This window comes from Reyranella sp. (assembly GCF_044224635.1).
Taxonomy (GTDB): domain Bacteria; phylum Pseudomonadota; class Alphaproteobacteria; order Reyranellales; family Reyranellaceae; genus Reyranella.
In genome coordinates this window covers 22,834-39,160 of record NZ_JBGAKA010000026.1, presented here as the reverse complement: position 1 = coordinate 39,160, position 16,327 = coordinate 22,834, and the positions used below count along the sequence as shown (strand labels likewise).

The 16,327-nt window shown below is 66.3% G+C and carries 16 protein-coding genes and 1 tRNA gene; 9 read left to right on the top strand and 8 right to left on the bottom strand.

The genetic code is table 11. From position 1 onward, the window contains the following. Positions 1–38: 38 nt before the first annotated feature. On the bottom strand, positions 39–1,829 hold the full coding sequence (locus tag ACILR9_RS21715; protein WP_395712049.1) for a peptide ABC transporter substrate-binding protein: 1,791 nt from the start codon (positions 1,827–1,829) through the stop codon (positions 39–41). A 154-nt stretch (positions 1,830–1,983) separates the two neighbouring features. Further along, entirely contained in the window at positions 1,984–3,774 is a 1,791-nt protein-coding gene (locus ACILR9_RS21710) for a peptide ABC transporter substrate-binding protein (protein WP_395712048.1), read from the bottom strand. Positions 3,775–3,957: 183 nt separating this feature from the next. Here ACILR9_RS21710 and ACILR9_RS21705 point away from each other — a divergent pair, with 183 nt between their 5' ends. Both ACILR9_RS21705 and trpS read left to right on the top strand, forming a co-directional pair. After that, a complete protein-coding gene (locus ACILR9_RS21705; protein WP_395712047.1) occupies positions 3,958–4,203 on the top strand; it encodes a hypothetical protein in 246 nt (81 codons plus the stop codon). Between the two features lie 145 nt (positions 4,204–4,348). Then, entirely contained in the window at positions 4,349–5,413 is a 1,065-nt protein-coding gene (gene trpS / locus ACILR9_RS21700) for a tryptophan--tRNA ligase (protein ID WP_395712046.1), read from the top strand. A gap of 200 nt (positions 5,414–5,613) precedes the next feature. Here trpS and ACILR9_RS21695 read toward each other — a convergent pair whose 3' ends face one another. Further along, positions 5,614–7,317: a heparinase II/III family protein gene (locus tag ACILR9_RS21695; RefSeq protein ID WP_395712045.1), complete on the bottom strand. Its 1,704-nt coding sequence runs from the start codon at positions 7,315–7,317 to the stop codon at positions 5,614–5,616. 292 nt (positions 7,318–7,609) lie between these two features. Between ACILR9_RS21695 and ACILR9_RS21690 the strand changes: the two genes are divergently transcribed. Together ACILR9_RS21690 and ACILR9_RS21685 are read left to right on the top strand one after the other, a co-directional pair. Continuing rightward, entirely contained in the window at positions 7,610–8,071 is a 462-nt protein-coding gene (locus tag ACILR9_RS21690) for an Hsp20 family protein (RefSeq protein WP_395712044.1), read from the top strand. A gap of 31 nt (positions 8,072–8,102) precedes the next feature. Beyond that, positions 8,103–8,330, top strand: coding sequence for a hypothetical protein (locus ACILR9_RS21685; RefSeq protein WP_395712043.1), 228 nt, complete (start codon positions 8,103–8,105; stop codon positions 8,328–8,330). Between the two features lie 225 nt (positions 8,331–8,555). Here ACILR9_RS21685 and ptsN read toward each other — a convergent pair whose 3' ends face one another. The 5 genes from ptsN to ACILR9_RS21660 form a co-directional block, all read right to left on the bottom strand. Further along, complete coding sequence (gene ptsN / locus ACILR9_RS21680) at positions 8,556–9,026, bottom strand: PTS IIA-like nitrogen regulatory protein PtsN (protein WP_395712042.1); 471 nt, start codon at positions 9,024–9,026, stop codon at positions 8,556–8,558. A 119-nt stretch (positions 9,027–9,145) separates the two neighbouring features. Continuing rightward, complete coding sequence (rpoN, locus tag ACILR9_RS21675) at positions 9,146–10,684, bottom strand: RNA polymerase factor sigma-54 (RefSeq protein ID WP_395712041.1); 1,539 nt, start codon at positions 10,682–10,684, stop codon at positions 9,146–9,148. 76 nt (positions 10,685–10,760) lie between these two features. Further along, complete coding sequence (locus ACILR9_RS21670) at positions 10,761–11,273, bottom strand: GNAT family N-acetyltransferase (protein WP_395712040.1); 513 nt, start codon at positions 11,271–11,273, stop codon at positions 10,761–10,763. Further along, a complete protein-coding gene (locus ACILR9_RS21665) occupies positions 11,270–11,881 on the bottom strand; it encodes a ribonuclease D (protein WP_395712039.1) in 612 nt (203 codons plus the stop codon). The genes ACILR9_RS21670 and ACILR9_RS21665 overlap by 4 nt, the downstream gene beginning before the upstream one ends. 26 nt (positions 11,882–11,907) lie before the next feature. Further along, positions 11,908–11,992 (bottom strand) — tRNA-Leu (locus ACILR9_RS21660). 102 nt (positions 11,993–12,094) lie between these two features. Here ACILR9_RS21660 and ACILR9_RS21655 point away from each other — a divergent pair. The 5 genes from ACILR9_RS21655 (at position 12,095) to ACILR9_RS21635 (ending at position 16,208) form a co-directional block, all read left to right on the top strand. After that, entirely contained in the window at positions 12,095–13,060 is a 966-nt protein-coding gene (locus tag ACILR9_RS21655; protein ID WP_395712038.1) for a complex I NDUFA9 subunit family protein, read from the top strand. A 365-nt stretch (positions 13,061–13,425) separates the two neighbouring features. Continuing rightward, the gene (locus tag ACILR9_RS21650; RefSeq protein WP_395712037.1) at positions 13,426–14,868 is read left to right on the top strand and encodes an NAD(P)-dependent oxidoreductase; all 1,443 of its coding nucleotides are present in this window, start codon (positions 13,426–13,428) and stop codon (positions 14,866–14,868) included. 6 nt (positions 14,869–14,874) lie between these two features. Beyond that, the gene (locus tag ACILR9_RS21645) at positions 14,875–15,486 is read left to right on the top strand and encodes a glutathione S-transferase family protein (protein ID WP_395712036.1); all 612 of its coding nucleotides are present in this window, start codon (positions 14,875–14,877) and stop codon (positions 15,484–15,486) included. A gap of 10 nt (positions 15,487–15,496) precedes the next feature. Continuing rightward, positions 15,497–16,003, top strand: coding sequence for a DUF2059 domain-containing protein (locus ACILR9_RS21640; protein ID WP_395712035.1), 507 nt, complete (start codon positions 15,497–15,499; stop codon positions 16,001–16,003). Then, on the top strand, positions 15,933–16,208 hold the full coding sequence (locus ACILR9_RS21635) for a 4-oxalocrotonate tautomerase (RefSeq protein ID WP_395712034.1): 276 nt from the start codon (positions 15,933–15,935) through the stop codon (positions 16,206–16,208). Before ACILR9_RS21640 ends, ACILR9_RS21635 begins: the two co-directional genes overlap by 71 nt. Positions 16,209–16,327: the final 119 nt, after the last annotated feature.

The following is a 16,327-nucleotide window of genomic DNA, read 5'->3' as shown; positions in this document are numbered from 1 at the left end:
AGCAAAGCTGGGGAGGAAAATGAGGAGTGGCGCGCTCGTCAGGTTTCCCGATACCAGCTCGCCAGGTTGAACGTGTTGTTGTCCCAGCCGCTCAGCTCGACGACGAGCTTGTCCTTCACCGCCGCAACGCCGAGCCGGGCCACCACGGGGATGACGACGTTGTTGTTGATGACCAGCTCGTTCAGCTTGATGCACAGAGCGGCGCGCTTGATCGGATCGAGCTCGATCTGCGCCGCCTTGTGAGTGTCGTCGTACTCCTGGTTCTGCCAGCGCGTGATGTTGCGGCCCTGCCACTTGTTGGCCTTGCTGGCCGCCTCCCACGAGCAGAACTGGCGCATGAAGACTTCGGGGTCGGGCTGCAGCGGCCCGTTATTGTACATCTGCAGGTCGGCATAAAAGTGCGGATAGGTATCCGGATTGGCCACATCGGACGAAAAGAACACCGATGCCGTCACCGCCTTGACCTCGATGTCGATGCCCGCCTTCTGACAGGCTTGCTTGACGATCGCCTGGGTCTTTTGCCGCGGCTGGTTGATCGAGGTCTGGTAGACGAACTTCAGCTTCTTGCCGTCCTTCTCTCGGATCCCCTCGCCGCCCTTCTTCCAGCCTGCCTTCTCCAGCACGTCTATCGCCTTGTCGACGTTGAACTCGTACTTCGTGTTCTTCGACCGGAAGCGTTCCGGGTTGTTGAAGAAGTTCGGCGTCGCCACGCCGGTGCGGCCGTAGATGTGCTTCTCGACCGAATCCTTGTCGACCAGCAGCGCAAGCGCCTGGCGGACCGCAGGGTCGCTCAGCGTCGGATGGGTGGTCTTGAGGCTCGCCCGCTCGCCATCGACCTCGGTCCAGGGATCGCGCGTATTGAGCTGGATATGCTCGATGCCGCCGCCCTTGGTCATGATGACCCGGCCCTTGCCGCCTTTCTCGAGTCGCTGCAGGATCTCGTCCTCGACCTGCATGTTCCAGCCGAAATCGAACTCGCCGGTCTGCAGCACCGCGCGCGCCGCCGACACCGCATCGCCGCCGCCCTTCATCTCGATGGCGTCGAAGTAGGGCTTGTTGTCCTGGTGGTAGTCGGTGTTGATGACGCCGGTCACCAGGTCGCCGGGCTTGAAATCCTTGAATTTGTACGGCCCGGTGCCGACCGGCTTGAGGTTGGTCGGCGCGTCGCGCGACTTGTCGCCGGTATAGTCGGCGAACAGATGCTTGGGAATGATGCAGCCGGCCGCCGCGACGAACGTGTCGGCCCAGAAGGGCGTTGGCGCCGGGAATTTGACGACGACCGTATGGTCATCGACCTTCTCGACCATGACGTCCTTGTAGGAGCCGCTGGTGAGCGTGGCCGTCGCCGGATTGCGGGAATACTCCCAGGTGAAAACGACGTCGTCGGCCGTGAAGGGCTTGCCATCGTGCCACTTCACGCCCTTCTTCAGCTTCCAGGTCACCGACTTGCCATCGGGCGCCAGAGTCCCGTCCTCACGGCCCGGGATGGTCTGCGCCAGGATAGGGCGAAGGTTGCCCTCGGCGTCCCAACCGGCCAGCGGCTCATAGAACAGGCGCGAGCCGTCCTGGTCCTTGGTGCCGGTCGCGAAGTGCGGATTGAGCAGCGTCGGCCCCTGCCACCACAGCACCTTCAAGAGGCCGCCCCCGCCGCGCTTGGTCGGCTTGTAGGCCGGCGTCGACTGCGCCATGGCGACCCCGGACATCGCCAAAAGCTGCGTCGCCATCGGCGCCGTGAAGCCCACCGCCGCCATCCTGCGAATAAAGCCGCGACGGGACATCGAGCCCGTCTTCACCCGGTCGATGAGACCGCGCAAATCCCGTTCGTTCATCTGATGCTCCCAGTGCGAGTAGTAGAAGCCGCCCTGAATTCGACTCTCACCCGGCACGCTCCGGCTATCTTGCAAGATGCGTGCAAACCGTGATGGGAACAGGCCCGACGGGCGACGTCAACACTTGGCCGCCGCCCGTGGACCGGCAACGGCCTCAGGCCTCGCGATACCAGCTCGCCAGGTCCCAGGTGTTGGTGTCCCAGCCGCTCAGCTCGGCGGTGAGCCTGTTGCTGACGGCGGTGACGACGGGACGGGCGACCACGGGGATCACGACATGGTCGTTCACGACCATCTCGTTCAGCTTGATCATCAGGGCCGCGCGCTTCAGCGGGTCGAGCTCGACCTGGGCGGCGTTGTAGATGTCGTCGTACTCCTTGTTCACCCAGCGCGTGACGTTGCGGCCTTGCCACTTGTTGGCCTTGGTCGACACCTCCGACGACAGGAACTGGCGCAGGAACACCGCCGGGTCCGGCTGCTGCGGACCGTTGTTGTACATCTGCAGGTCGGCGTAGAAGTGCGGATAGGTGTCGGGGTTGGCGACGTCGGACGAGAAGAACACCGAGGCCGTCACCGACTTGATCTCGATGTCGATGCCGGCCTTCTGGCAGGCCTGCTTGACGATCGCCTGGGTCTTCTGGCGCGGCTGGTTGATCGAGGTCTGGTAGACGAACTTCAGCTTCTTGCCGTCCTTCTCGCGGATGCCGTCGGCGCCCTTCTTCCAGCCCGCCTTCTCGAGCACGTCGTTGGCCTTGTCGACGTTGAACTCGTACTTGGTGGTCTTCGACCGGAAGCGCTCCGGATTGTAGATGAAGTTGGGCGTCGCGCGGCCGGTGCGGCCGTAGATGTGCTTCTCGACCGAATCCTTGTCGACCAGCAGCGACAGCGCCTGTCGAACCGCCGGATCGCTGAGCGTCGGATGCTTGGTCTTGACGCTCGCGCGCTCGCCGTCGACCTCTGTCCAGGGATCGGTAAAGTTGACCTGGATATGCTCGATGAAGCCCGCATCGTTGATGGCGACGCGGCCTTTGCCGCCCTTCTCCAGGCGCTGCAGGATCTCGTCCTCGACCTGCATGTTCCAGGCGAAGTCGAACTCGCCGGTCTGCAGAACCGCGCGCGCCGCCGAGACCGCATCACCGCCGCCCTTCATCTCGATGGCGTCGAAGTGGGGCTTGTTGTCCTGGTGATAGTCGGTGTTGATGACGCCGGTCACCATGTCGCCCGGCTTGAAGTCCTTGAACTTGTAGGGGCCAGTGCCGACCGGCTTCAGGTTGGTCGGCGCCTCGCGCGACTTGTCGCCGATATAGTCGGTGAACAGGTGCCTGGGGATCAGCATGCCGGTCGCGCCGACGAAGGCGTCCGCCCAGAACGGTGTCGGTTCCTTGAACTTCACGGTCACGGTGTGGGAGTCGACCTTCTCGACCGTGATGTCCTTGTAGACGCCGCTGGTGACGGCCGCGGTCGCCGGATTGCGCGCGTACTCCCAGTTGAAGACGACGTCGTCGGCGGTGAAGGGCTGGCCGTCGTGCCACTTCACGCCCTTCTTCAGTTTCCAGGTCACCGACTTGCCGTCGGCAGCCAGCGTGCCGTCCTCGCGGCCGGGGATCGACTCCGCCAGCAACGGCCGCAGATTGCCGTCCTGGTCCCAGCCGGCCAGCGGCTCGTAGAACAGCCGCGAGCCGTCCTGGTCCTTGGTGCCGGTCGCGAAGTGCGGATTGAGCAGCGTCGGCGCCTGCCACCACAGCACCTTCAGGATGCCGCCGCCGCCGCGCCTGGTCGGCTTGTAGGCCGGACGCGACTGCGCCATGGCCACGCCGGAGAGTCCCAGCAATTGATTGGCCAGCGGCGCCGTCAGTCCTACCGCCGCCATCCGGCGAAGGAACGCCCGACGGGACACCTTGCCTGCTTTCACCTGGCCAATCAGATGGCGCAAACGACCTTCGTTCATCGACTATCCTCCCAAATCTCGAGTCGCCCTGAACCCGACTCTGTCCCTCGTGACGCTCCCGCTATCCTGCAAGATGCGTGCAAGCCACGATGGAAACAGGCCGAACCGGGGCCGTCAACGACAGCCAGCACCGCGTCCGGCGGGTTGACCCTCCCCCAGCTGACCCCTACGTTCGTTGAACCAATGACCGACGAACCGATCAACCTCGTGCTGGAGCATCTGCGAGCCCTCCGGGCCGATTTCAGCAGCATGCGCGAGACCCAGATCGAGCACGGCATGAAGCTCAACCGACTGGAAGAATCTCTGGCCGGCGTCAAACGCGACATCGCACTCCATGCCGAGCATCTGGCCCATGTCGAAGTGCGCCTGGACCAGATCCGGGGCGAGCTCGGCCTGATCAAGCGGCGCCTCAATCTGACCGAGGCCTGAACGCTGGAACGTCGGCCTTCGAGCCTCGGCCCTGCCTTGATTCCGGCGCCGTCCTGCGCCATACCGCCCCGCCCTCGCCTTCCACCGGCGGGGTGCGCGGAGGTCCAAACCCCGCGCCCTTCCACAGTGAGCGGAGTCCACATCCATGCCTGACAGCGTGACCTCGTCGCCCAACGCGCATCTGGCGCCCTACACGGCCCGCGGCCTCAAGGGTCGAATCCTGAGCGGCGTGCAGCCGACCGGCAATCTGCATCTCGGCAACTACCTCGGCGCGATCCGCAACTTCGCCCGCCTGCAGTTCGACTACGAGTGCCTGTATTGCGTCGTCGACCTGCACGCCATCACCCAGCCGCAGGATCCCAAGCTCTTGGCCGCGCAGACGCGCGAGATCGCCTCGGCCTTCCTGGCCGCCGGCGTCGACGGCCAGAAGCAGATCATCTTCAACCAGTCGATGGTGCCGGCGCACGCCCAGCTTGCCTGGGTGTTCAACTGCGTGGCCCGGGTCGGCTGGATGAACCGCATGACCCAGTTCAAGGAGAAGGCGGGCAAGGACCGCGAGAACGCCTCGCTCGGCCTTTACGCCTATCCGGCGCTGATGGCGGCCGACATCCTGATCTACAAGGCGACGCACGTGCCGGTCGGCGAGGACCAGAAGCAGCATCTCGAGCTGACACGCGACATCGCCATCAAGTTCAACAACGACTTCAACGCGCCCGACTTCTTCCCGATCACCGAGCCGCTGATCTTCGGCGAGGCGACGCGGGTGATGAGCCTGCGCGACGGCACCAAGAAGATGAGCAAGTCCGATCCGTCGGACTACTCGCGCATCAACCTGACCGACGACGCCGACGCCATCGCCCAGAAGATCCGTCGCGCCAAGACCGATCCGATGCCGATGCCCGAGACGGTCTCCGACGCCGAGAAGCGGCCGGACGCCGACAATCTGCTGGGCATCTACGCGGCACTCGCCGATCGCGACAAGCCGAGCATCGTCGCCGAGTTCGCCGGCAAGCAGTTTTCCGAGTTCAAGGGAGCGCTCACCGAGCTGGCCGTCGAGAAGCTCGGCCCGGTCGGCGCCGAGATGCAGCGCCTGATGAAGGATCCCGGCCATGTCGACTCGGTGCTGGGCGACGGCGCCGCGCGGGCGGCGGCGCTGGCAGAGCCGATCCTCGCCGAGGTCTACCGGACGGTCGGGTTCCTGAAGCCGTAGACGAAAGGTCCCTCGCCTACGGTGCTTGCTTCGCAAGCGCCTTTCCCGGGGCACACGACACCCCACAGCTGGGGCGCGCCACTCCCGCGGCACGATCATCGTCGAACACACGAAGACGCGCCACTGGAATGGCGCGCCCCCGGCGCCGTGATGTCACCCCGAGCGCAACGGGGCACCCTTAAATCAGCGCTCGCGACGCCTCACCCCTCCATCCGGGTCAGCGCCCATTTCACCGTCGTGCCTTCCATCGGCACCTGCCCGACCAGCACGATCTGCTCGGTGCGGCGCACCCGGCCGAGCTCGCCGAGATAGATGCTTTCGGCCAGGCCCATGCCGGCGCCCGAGGCGCGCAGGCGCCAGGCGCGGCCGCTCGGCAGGCGCATCAGCACCGCCTGTCCGCTTTGCGCCAGCGTCGCCTTGACCGCGGGATGAAGGTGGAAGCGGACGATGAATCGCCGGTCTGGCAGCGTCACCGGCCGGCCTTCGGGGCCGCCGAAGGTATCCTCGCCGCGCAAATCGCCACCGTCGGCCGACAGCCACAGCCGGCGGCGATGGACGATGCCGTAGAGCGAGCGGTAGCCGTCGTGGCACATGTCGAGCCACTGCGCGCCGTCGGAGTCGGCGCGATCGACCAGCACGTTGCCGGCACGGTACTCGAGCGAGCCGTGGTTGGTGATCTCGCTCGAGTTGGTGTCGTCTACGACGGCCGTGCTGTGCGCCGCCGTGTAGCGCATGAAATGCCGCCATTCGCGCGCCGCGCCGGGGTAGGTGCCGCAATTGACGATCAGGCGTTCGTGAGCCGCGCTCATCTCGAACGACAGCGTGCCGGCATGGGCGATGCCGTCCATGCCACGTCCCGGCGGACTGCCGGAATCGGCAATCACCAGCGAGGTGCCTGCCGCGAGACGCTGGAAGCCGCTGACCAGCGCCGACTTGGGTGCCGGCTCGCTCGACCCCGACCGCGCCAGCACCAGGTCGATCATCGTGCGGTCGCCCTCCCAGGCGCCATTGAACAGGGCCAGCCCGCCATCGCCATGGCGGAAGAAGCGCAGCATGGGGGCCAACCGATCGATCGCGGCGACCAGCTCGGCGGGCGGCCGGCGTTCGGCCGAGGTCAGCGCCGCACGGACGTCGACCAGGTGACGCAGCACCACGAGCTGCAGGTGCGGCGCGCGCTCGGCCACGATGCCGTCATGCAGGACGTAGCGCTTCACGAACCTGCCAAGCCGCGCCAGCGTCTGCTCGAGGCTTCGCTCGAACGATCGTCCATCACGCAGGAAGGCGAGGTCGGCGAAGACCAGCGCCTTCAGCGCAGCGACCGCGTCGTGCCCGACCAGGCCGGTGCGCAGCGCGCGTTTGAGATGGGTGCGCTGGCGGGCCAGCGAGAAGACGAAGCGGGCGGCGAAGCCCGGATCGGCCGCCGCCGCCATCCAGTCGTAGTGGCGGATCCAGGCCACCATGCGCTCGGCGAGCACGTCGCGCCGCCACGTGACCGGCGACCAGCGCCATTCCCGGTTGGTCCAATCGTCCACCAAGCGGACTGCCAGCGAGGCGGCCGCGATGTCGCCCGAATCGCGCAGGTCACGCAACCAGCCGAAGCCGTTCAGCGCTTCGAGCCAGAGCGGCGGGGCGCCGGCACGCTGCCACGGCGGATCGGCTGCTTCCGGCGCCACCGTGTCGACATGGCCGCGCGCCTGCAGTTCGCCGGCCAGCAGGCGGTGCCCGATCGCCGGCTCACCCGGCCAGTTGTCGGGCGCCACGGCGAAGAACGTGCTTGGGCTGCCATAGCCCAAGGTCATCGAATAAAGGCGGGAGCCGAGCAGCCAGCGGCGCAGGGCGCGCGGCTCGCCGGCCGGAGCGTCGAGGGGGGCCTTGGTGCGGCGGACGGGCGGCGTGGAGCGCATCGGACGCTCGCCTGCTACCAAAGGATCACCGGGCCGTCGCACATCTGAAGCAACCAGCGTCATCAGCTTCTGTTGTTTTGGCCTGGCAGGACTGCCACCGGGCGGGTGAGGGTGAGCTAGTTTACCCGACAGGACCAGCCATGGCGATGCCTTGAAAGCGCCCTTGTCCCGATCAGCTCCCCGCTGGCCGGACTGTCACCAGGTCTTGAACCGGCTCGCCCGCTCCCCAGATTCACCCCAAGGGAACGCCGTGACGGGTTTCCGGGCCGCTCGCTCCTTGGAGGGGGGTTGCATGAGTCGTATGCCGATCTTCAATTCGCCCTTGCTGCTGGGCTTCGACCAGTTCGAACGGACGCTGGATCGACTGGCCAAGAACGCCGAGGGTTACCCTCCGTACAATATCGAGCGCATTGGCGAGAACGGGCTGCGCATCACGCTGGCCGTTGCCGGCTTCACGACCGACGATCTGGTGATCGAGCTGATCGAGAACCAGCTGTCGGTGCGCGGCAAGCAGACCGATGACACCACGCGGGTGTTCCTTCATCGCGGCATCGCCGCCCGCCAGTTTCAACGCGCCTTCATGCTGGCCGACGGCATCGAGATCACCGGTGCCCGTCTCGACAACGGGCTGCTGTCGATCGATCTGGTCCGCCCGGTGATCGAACCGCGCATCCGCACCATCCCGATCGATGCCGGCGAGAGAAACATGGAGGAAAGGGCCGCTATCGTCATCGCCACCCGGCGGACGCGATAGGACGGATAGGGACGCTGCCAAGGAGGTAGCCATGGAAAACGAGCAGACGACGACGACTTTCACCCGCCTCCCCGACGACGCTTTCCTCAGCCTCGGCGCCCAGCAGATCGCCTATGTCAAAGCGATCAACCTGCCCGACGGGGAACATGCGATCGGCATCTTCTCGGCCGACGGCAAGGCGATCGCCGCCGCGCCTTCGGTCGAGATCGCGCAGGCGCTGATCCGCCAGCACGACCTCGAGCCGGCCATGGTGCATTGAGTCATTGCCGGGAGCGCGCCAATCGCTCGCGATGGCGCTCATGCTCATGGTTCCTCCCTAGCGAAGCTGGGGAGGTGTCGCCGTCTTCGGCGACGGAGGGGTCATGAGCAACGGGACTGGGGCCTTCGACCCCTCCGTCTCGGATTACCGAGACACCTCCCCACGCTACCCGTAGGGAGGAGAGGAGTATGAGCGCCATCGCGCTCCCGGCGAATGAGCTGACGCCTAGGCCGCCGTCTGAGTCTGGAACGGCTCGATCAGCAGCGCATAAAGCGCCTCGGCATTGTCAGTGGCGCGCAGCTTGTCGACCAGGGTGCGATCGCGCAGCAGGCGCGACACCCGGGCGAGCGCCTTGAGATGGTCGGCGCCCGCGCCCTCGGGGGCGATCAGCAGGAAGACAACGTCGACCGGCCGTTCGTCGATGGCGTTGAAATCGATCGGATGGGCAAGCCGGGCGAACAGGCCCGAAGGCTTGGCAATGTTCGGCAGGCGGCCGTGTGGAATGGCGATGCCGCCGCCGATTCCGGTTGAGCCGAGGCGCTCGCGCTCGAGCAGCCGGTCGAACAGGCGGCGCTCATCGAGCTTCAGGAGGGTGGCGATTCGATTAGACAATTCGGCCAGCAAGGCCTTCTTGCTGGACGCCTTCACGTTCGCCAGGACCGCCTCGGGACCGGTCAGCAAATCGGCGATTTCCACAATGTCACCAATGGGTTGCCACGCAGGGACCTGTCGCACCCCTGGGCGAAAGGTGCGCCCCTATAAGCGCCTCGACCGGGCCGGTCAAGCTGCGCCGCGTGGTCATTTCCGAGGCCCGGTCAGTCGGCCGAACCCGCCAGCATCGGCGGCGCCAGAGCGCTGTTGGAGAGGGTCGGCGGCAGGCTGCGCGCCATGCCCAGGCGTCCCAGCCGGCGGCGCTCGGCCGACGACGGAATGCGCATGGCTTCGCGATACTTCGCCACCGTGCGGCGCGCGATCTCGATGCCCTCGCCCTTCAGCAGATCGACGATGCGGTCGTCCGACAACGGATGCTGCGCATTCTCGGCGCCCACCAGATGGCGAATGCGCGAGCGCACCGATTCGGACGACACGGTGGCGCCGGGCGTGCGCGCCGGCAGCGCCGAGGTGAAGAAGTACTTGAGCTCGAAAATGCCGCGCGGCGTGGCGATGTACTTGTTCGAGGTGACGCGGCTCACCGTGCTTTCGTGCAGCTCGGTGGCGATCGCGATGTCGCGCAGCACCAGCGGCCTGAGCGCGCTCACGCCCTGGCGGAAGAAGGCGTCCTGCTGGCGCACGATCTCGCGCGCCACCTTGAGGATGGTGGTGGCGCGCTGCTCCAGCGTCTTCACCAGCCAGTTGGCAGACTGGAAACGCTCGGCGACGAAGTCGCGCTCCGGCTTGGCGCGTGCGCCCTTCATCAAGGTCGCGTGATAGTTGCGATCGACCAGCACCTTGGGCAGCGCCTCGGTGTTGAGCTCGATGTGCCAGCCTTCCTCGCCGGTGTCGGCATCCTTTGCCGGTAGCAGGACGAGATCGGGTGCAACCGGCTGGATCGGCTCGAACTCGAAAGCTTGGCCCGGGCGCGGATCGAGGGTGCGCAACTCCGCCAGCATGTCGCGCAGATCCTCCTCGTCGACGCCGCAGCGGCGGCGCAGCTGGGTGAGCTCGCCGGCGGCGACCAGGTCGAGATTGTCGAGCATCGCCTTCATCGCCGGATCGAGCCGGTTGCGCTCGGCGAGCTGGGCGCCCAGGCACTCGGCCAGGGTACAGGCGAACAGGCCGGCCGGCTCGATAGCGCGCAGCCTCGTCCAGACAGCTTCGACCCGGGCGAGGTCGGCGCCGACCGCCTCGGCGACAACCGCCGCGTCGAGCCGGCAGTAGCCCGCTTCGTCGAGGCCCTCGGCGAGCTTGAGTGCGATCCGCCGCTCGGCCGGGTCGGCAAACAGGATGTCGAGCTGCTCCAGCACGTAGGCGGCGAGCGAGCGTGGCCGGTCGGCGACGAAGTCAAGCGCGTCCGGCGCATCGTCGCGCTGGCCAACCCGACTTGCCGCGCCGTCGCCGCCACGGTCGGCATGCTCGCGCGTCCAGCGCTCGTCGGCATCGGCCAGCGCCGGCGCGGCGGCGGCCAGCGCCTCGGCCGTATCGGCCGGCGCGTCGAGGACGGGGGTATCCGTGTCAGCCGTCTGGCCGTCGTCGGCGGCGCCCTCGGTCAAAAGGGGATTCTTTTCGAGTTCCTGCTGGATGAAGGCCGCGAGTTCGAGATGCGAAAACTGCAGCAGCTTGATCGCCTGCTGCAGCTGCGGTGTCATCGCCAGGGTCTGGCGTGACGTCAGGATGAGACTCGGACCGATACGCATGTGCCAACACCCCCGAAAGGCCGGTTAGACCTCCCCTAACGGGCAATCTAGCAAAATGCGTGCCAAAGAGCAGCCCTTAGGCTGGTCGGGCCACCCAGACCAGTCCGCGCCAGCCGTTGTCCATTGTGAAGTCCCGCGAAGGATCGCGTTGCAGTCGGAGGCGCGTCATGACGGCTTGCGATCGCCTATTGTCCGCCGCCGTATAGGCCAGGACCTCATTCAATCCCGCACGACCGAAGGCGTCATCGAGGGCCGCCAAGGTCGCCTCCGTGGCGTATCCTTGCCCCCAGGCCCGCCGCACGAAGCGCCAGCCAACCTGGAAATGGAAGCCGAGCGGATGTCCCTGCGATTCCGGCATCACGCCGGTGTAGCCGACCAATTCGCCGTCCAGCGCCGTGACGGCCCACCGGCAAAAGCCGTGCCGGGCAAACGCCGCAAGGTATCGATCGAGCTTGGCATCGCTTGCCGCACGATCGATTGGTCCGCCCAGGTCGGCCATCACCTCCGGGTCGGCATGCAAGGCGGCGAAGGCCGGGCGATCGTCATCCTGCCAGGGCCTGAGCCGCAGGCGCGGAGTCTCGATGGTCAATGCTCGAAGATGTCGATCTCGGGCCAGCCGGCGAGATCGAGCCGGGCGCGGCTCGGCAGGAAACGAAAGGCGGCCTCGGCCAGCTCGGTGCGGCCCTCGCGCTCGAGCAGGGTGTCGAGCTTGGCCTTGAGCGCGTGCAGGTGGAGCACGTCCGATGCGGCATACGCCAGCTGCTCGTCGCTGAGCTGGTCGGCGCCCCAATCCGAGGTCTGCTGCTGCTTGGACAGATCGACGCCGATCAGCTCCTTGCAGAGATCCTTCAGGCCGTAGCGGTCAGTGAAGGTGCGGGTCAGCTTGGCGGCGATCTTGGTGCAATAGACCGGCTCGCAGCGGATGCCCAGCGCATGCTCGAGCACGGCGATGTCGAAGCGGCCAAAATGGAACAGCTTCAGGACGCTGGTGTCCGCCAATAGCGCTGCCAGCCGCGGCGCGGCATAGGGTCCGCGCGGCATCTGCACCAGGTGGGCATTGCCGTCGCCGGCCGAGAGCTGGACCACGCACAGCCGGTCGCGGTGCGGATTGAGACCCATCGTCTCGGTGTCGATGGCAACGCTCGAGCCGAACGAAAGACCGGCGGGAAGATCGCCGCGATGAAGTGTGATTGCCATCTATCGGGTGCCTCGCACGCCCGGCATGGTGCCCAGGAGAAGACTCGAACTTCCACGCCTCGCGGCGCTAGTACCTGAAACTAGTGCGTCTACCAATTCCGCCACCTGGGCACGGCATGCGGGCTAGTGCGGGCGGTGAGTTAGGGCCATGACGCGCCGATGTCAACCGCAGCGCGCTTGCGCCGTAACGTCGATGGTTTATAGGCAGCTTCCATGAAGATCAGGCAGGTCACGATTTTCGGCGGTAGCGGCTTCGTCGGCCGGGCCATGGTGCGGGCGCTGGCGCAAGAAGGCATGCTGGTGCGCGTGGCGTGTCGCCGCATCGAGCTCGCCGAGCGGGTCAAGACGGCGGGCGACGTTGGCCAAGTGACGGTGATGCGCACCAACCTGCGCATGCCGCGGTCGGTTGCCGCCGCCGTGGCAGGCAGCCAGGCGGTGATCAACGCTTCGGGCATCGCCTTCCAGCGCGGCCGGCAGCGCTATCAGGAGGTCCATGTCGGCGGGGCGCGGGCGATCGCCGAGGCGGCGACGGCCGCCGGCGTCGAGCGGCTGATCCACGTCTCGGGTATCGGAGCCGATCGCCGCACGACGTCCAATCCCTACATCCGCTCGAAGGTCGACGCCGAGGACGCCATCATCGCTAACTTTCCCTCGGCCACCATCCTGCGGCCGAGCGTCGTGTTCGGGCCGGGCGACGTGATGTTCACTCGCATGGCCAGGATCGCGGCGATGGCTCCGGTGGTACCTGTCGTCGGCGATGGCCGCGCCCAAGTGCAGCCGGTGTTCGTGGGCGATGTGGCCGACGCGGCCGTCGTGGCCCTCGCACGGCCCGAGACGGCAAAGAGTGTGTTCGAGCTGGGCGGGCCAACCGTCTACACTTACCGCGAGATTGCCGAGCTGACCTTGCGCGAGATCGACCGCCGCAAGCGGGTTGTCGGTATCCCGGCCGGCCTGATGAAGATTGCGGCCTTCTTCGCCGAGATTCCTGCCGTGGTCGGCATCACGCCTCAGATCACGCGTGACCAGATCGATCTCCTGACCCACGACAATATCGTGCGGGCGGGCGCCAACACCCTGGCGACCCTCGGCATCGCGCCGACGGCCGCCGAGGTCATCCTGCCGACCTACCTGGATCGCTTCCGCCTCGGCGGCCGCTACAACCAGCACGCCCCGGCCTGACGCTCACCGGCGCTAACTTAACTTTGCTCGAAGGCTCACAAAAACCTCAGCCTGAGGAGCGCCCTAAGGGGCGCTCCTCAGGCTGAGGTCCCTTTGTAAGTTAGCGCCCTGTTGATCTGACGCCGCCATCCGGCCTCGTGTCGCCGAGAGATGTCGCCTTGCTTGCGCATTTAGTCCTATTTAGGAACTTGATTAGCATCCAATTGTCATGGGGATCGGCTATCGCTGGGGAGTGGTAGGGAAATAGGTCAATACTATTGACCATCGGCGAGAGTCGTGGCAAACAACATCTGCAAACGCAGCTTTGGCGCGGGTGGTGCACGGCCGACGCAGCAAAGTTTCAGGAAGTGCAGCGGAGTCTCCCCATGGCCGAGAGGATGCTGAAGTTCGTCGGGACGTCGCAGGCCATGCCGGACAAGCGGCCGGCAGCCGAGCGGCGGCGCGATTTCGACGAGATCTATGCCAGCTATGCCCGGGAAAAGGCGGCCGAGCAGGCGGCGCGCTGCTCGCAATGCGGCGTGCCGTTCTGCCAAATCCATTGCCCGCTCGCCAACAACATCCCCGACTGGCTGAAGCTCACGGCCGAGGGCCGCCTCGAGGAGGCCTACGAGCTTTCCTCGGCGACCAACAATTTTCCCGAGATCTGCGGGCGAATCTGCCCGCAGGACCGGCTGTGCGAGGGCAACTGCGTCATCGAGAAGGGGTTCGACTCGGTGACCATCGGCTCGGTCGAGAAGTTCATCACCGACACGGCGTGGAGTCAGGGCTGGGTGCGGCCGATCCGGCCGCGGCGCGAGCGGCGCGAGAGCGTCGCCATCGTCGGCGCCGGTCCGGCTGGCCTGGCCGCCGCCGAGCAGCTGAGGCGCAAGGGCTACCAGGTCACGATCTACGACCGCTACGACCGGGTCGGCGGCCTGCTGATCTACGGCATCCCCAACTTCAAGCTGGAAAAGGAGATCGTGCAGCGACGCGAGGCCCTGCTGCGCGCCTCCAAGGTCACTTTCGAGCTCGACTGCGACGTCGGCCGTGACGTCTCGCTGGCCGAGCTGCGCCAGCGTCACGACGCCGTGCTGCTGGCGACCGGCGTCTACAAGGCGCGCGAGATTGCCGCTCCCGGCATCGGCCTGCCCGGCATTGCCGCAGCCCTCGATTATCTCACCGCGTCCAACCGCATCGGTCTCGGCGACCAGGTGCCGGCGTTCGCATCGGGCGCGCTCGACGCCCGGGGCAAGAATGTCGTCGTGCTGGGCGGCGGCGACACGGCCATGGACTGCGTACGCACCGCCGTGCGCCAGGGCGCACGAACCGTGAAGTGCCTGTACCGGCGCGACCGCGCCAATATGCCGGGATCGCAGCGCGAGGTGAGGCATGCCGAAGAAGAAGGCGTCGAGTTCGTCTGGCTGAGCGCGCCGCAGAGCTTCCTCGGCAAGGACAAGGTGAGCCACGTCCGCTCGGTGCGCATCCATCTCGGCATGCCCGACGCCGGCGGCCGCCAGACGCCCCAGGAGATCCCCAACTCGCACGCCAATATCGAGGCCGACCTCGTGCTGACGGCATTGGGCTTCGATGCCGAGGATCTGCCCGGCTCGATGGGCGCGCCCGACCTCGCGGTGAACGGCGGCGGCACGGTGAAGATCGACTGGCGCAGCATGATGACCAGCCTCGACGGCGTGTTCGCCGCCGGCGACATCGCGCGCGGCGCCTCTCTGGTGGTGTGGGCGGTGCGCGACGGCCGCGACGCCGCCGAGCGCATTCACGGCTATCTGACGACAAAGGCGCAAGCGGCAATGCGCCTCGCGGGGGAGTGAACGACGATGTTGACGCTGTACGACTACATGGACTCGGGCAACGGCTACAAGGTGCGGCTGCTGCTCGCGCAGACCGGCACGCCCTACACGCTGGTCGAGCGCGACATCCTCAAGGGCGAGACGCGCACGGCAGATTTTTTGGCCAGGAATCCCAATGGCCGCATTCCGACCCTGCAGCTCGCCGACGGCAAGCATCTCGCCGAGTCGAACGCCATCATGTGGTACTTGGCGGAAGGCACGCCGTTCGCGCCGGCCGACCGGCTTGCCCGCGCCCAGACACTGCAATGGATGTTCTTCGAGCAGTACAGCCACGAGCCCTACATCGCCGTGGCACGCTTCTGGAAGCACTACCTGCCGAGCCTCACCAAGCTGCAGGAGATGGAGCTGCCGGAGCGCATGAAGAAGGGCTACGCCGCGCTCGACGTCATGGAGCGGCACCTCGCGGCGAACGAGTGGTTCGTCGGCGGCCGCTACGGCCTGGCCGACATCTCGCTCTATGGCTACACCCACGTCGCGCACGAGGGCGGGTTCGACCTCGCGAACCATCCGCATATCAATGGCTGGCTGAAGCGCGTGGCAGGCCAGCCCGGCCACGTCACGATCGCCCACAAGAGCTGAGGAGAGTGCCATGCGCTTGCCTGCCCTCATGCTGGTCCTCGCGCTGTTCGCAGCGGCAGGACCTGCCGCCGCTCAACCGGCACCGGATCCTGCGACGCTGGGCGAAGCCCAGAGACTGATGAACCGGGTCGGTGTCGAAGCGTTGATCCAGCAGCAACTGGCGGCGATGCCCGCCCATATGCGATCGATGTTCGCATCGATCGACATCGACAAGGACAAGGACAAGGACGAGCTGATCGCCCGCTATGCCGACGTCGCGGCCAAGGAGCTGGAACGGCGCGTCCCGAAGTACGTCGAGCAGGTCACCGCGCTTTATGCCCGCACCTTCACCTTCGACGAATTGCGCGAGCTCAACGCCTTCTACGACTCCACGCTCGGCAAGAAGCTGATCGCAACCCTGCCTGCCCTGACACGTGAGAGTTCAGAGCTCAGCCGGCAGATGACGAGTGACGCCATCCGTGAAACGTTCCGCGTGCTGGCACCGGAACTGGAGAAGTACGGCGTCAAGCCGAAGTGAAAACTCGAGGAGACAGACAATGCCCATGATCAACGTCCAGATGTTCGAAGGCCGCACGCTCGAGCAGCGTCGCAAGCTCGCCAAGGAGCTCACCGAGGGCACCTGCCGCGCGCTCGGCTGCACGCCCGACGCCGTCCAGATCATCCTGACCGACATCAAGAAAGAGAACTGGGCCGAGTCCGGCAAGCTGTTCTCCGATACGTAGCGCTCATGGTCTTCTGGACCGCGAGCGTCCCGCTCGCTCATGAAGCTTGAGCGAGCGAGACGCTTCTGCGCGGCTCGCGAAGCGAACGCGCTCACGCGGTCCGGAAGATGATGAGCTTC

Excerpts from the sequence above, each read along its gene's own strand:
- ACILR9_RS21695 (WP_395712045.1), bottom strand. The coding sequence starts at position 7,317 with ATGCGCTCCACGCCGCCCGTCCGCCGCACCAAGGCCCCCCTCGACGCT.
- ACILR9_RS21710 (WP_395712048.1), bottom strand. The coding sequence starts at position 3,774 with ATGAACGAAGGTCGTTTGCGCCATCTGATTGGCCAGGTGAAAGCAGGC.
- ACILR9_RS21655 (WP_395712038.1), top strand. The coding sequence starts at position 12,095 with ATGAAGATCAGGCAGGTCACGATTTTCGGCGGTAGCGGCTTCGTCGGC.
- ACILR9_RS21705 (WP_395712047.1), top strand. The coding sequence starts at position 3,958 with ATGACCGACGAACCGATCAACCTCGTGCTGGAGCATCTGCGAGCCCTC.
- ACILR9_RS21665 (WP_395712039.1), bottom strand. The coding sequence starts at position 11,881 with ATGGCAATCACACTTCATCGCGGCGATCTTCCCGCCGGTCTTTCGTTC.
- ACILR9_RS21685 (WP_395712043.1), top strand. The coding sequence starts at position 8,103 with ATGGAAAACGAGCAGACGACGACGACTTTCACCCGCCTCCCCGACGAC.
- ACILR9_RS21690 (WP_395712044.1), top strand. The coding sequence starts at position 7,610 with ATGAGTCGTATGCCGATCTTCAATTCGCCCTTGCTGCTGGGCTTCGAC.
- ACILR9_RS21715 (WP_395712049.1), bottom strand. The coding sequence starts at position 1,829 with ATGAACGAACGGGATTTGCGCGGTCTCATCGACCGGGTGAAGACGGGC.
- ACILR9_RS21650 (WP_395712037.1), top strand. The coding sequence starts at position 13,426 with ATGGCCGAGAGGATGCTGAAGTTCGTCGGGACGTCGCAGGCCATGCCG.
- rpoN (WP_395712041.1), bottom strand. The coding sequence starts at position 10,684 with ATGCGTATCGGTCCGAGTCTCATCCTGACGTCACGCCAGACCCTGGCG.
- trpS (WP_395712046.1), top strand. The coding sequence starts at position 4,349 with ATGCCTGACAGCGTGACCTCGTCGCCCAACGCGCATCTGGCGCCCTAC.
- ACILR9_RS21645 (WP_395712036.1), top strand. The coding sequence starts at position 14,875 with ATGTTGACGCTGTACGACTACATGGACTCGGGCAACGGCTACAAGGTG.
- ACILR9_RS21640 (WP_395712035.1), top strand. The coding sequence starts at position 15,497 with ATGCGCTTGCCTGCCCTCATGCTGGTCCTCGCGCTGTTCGCAGCGGCA.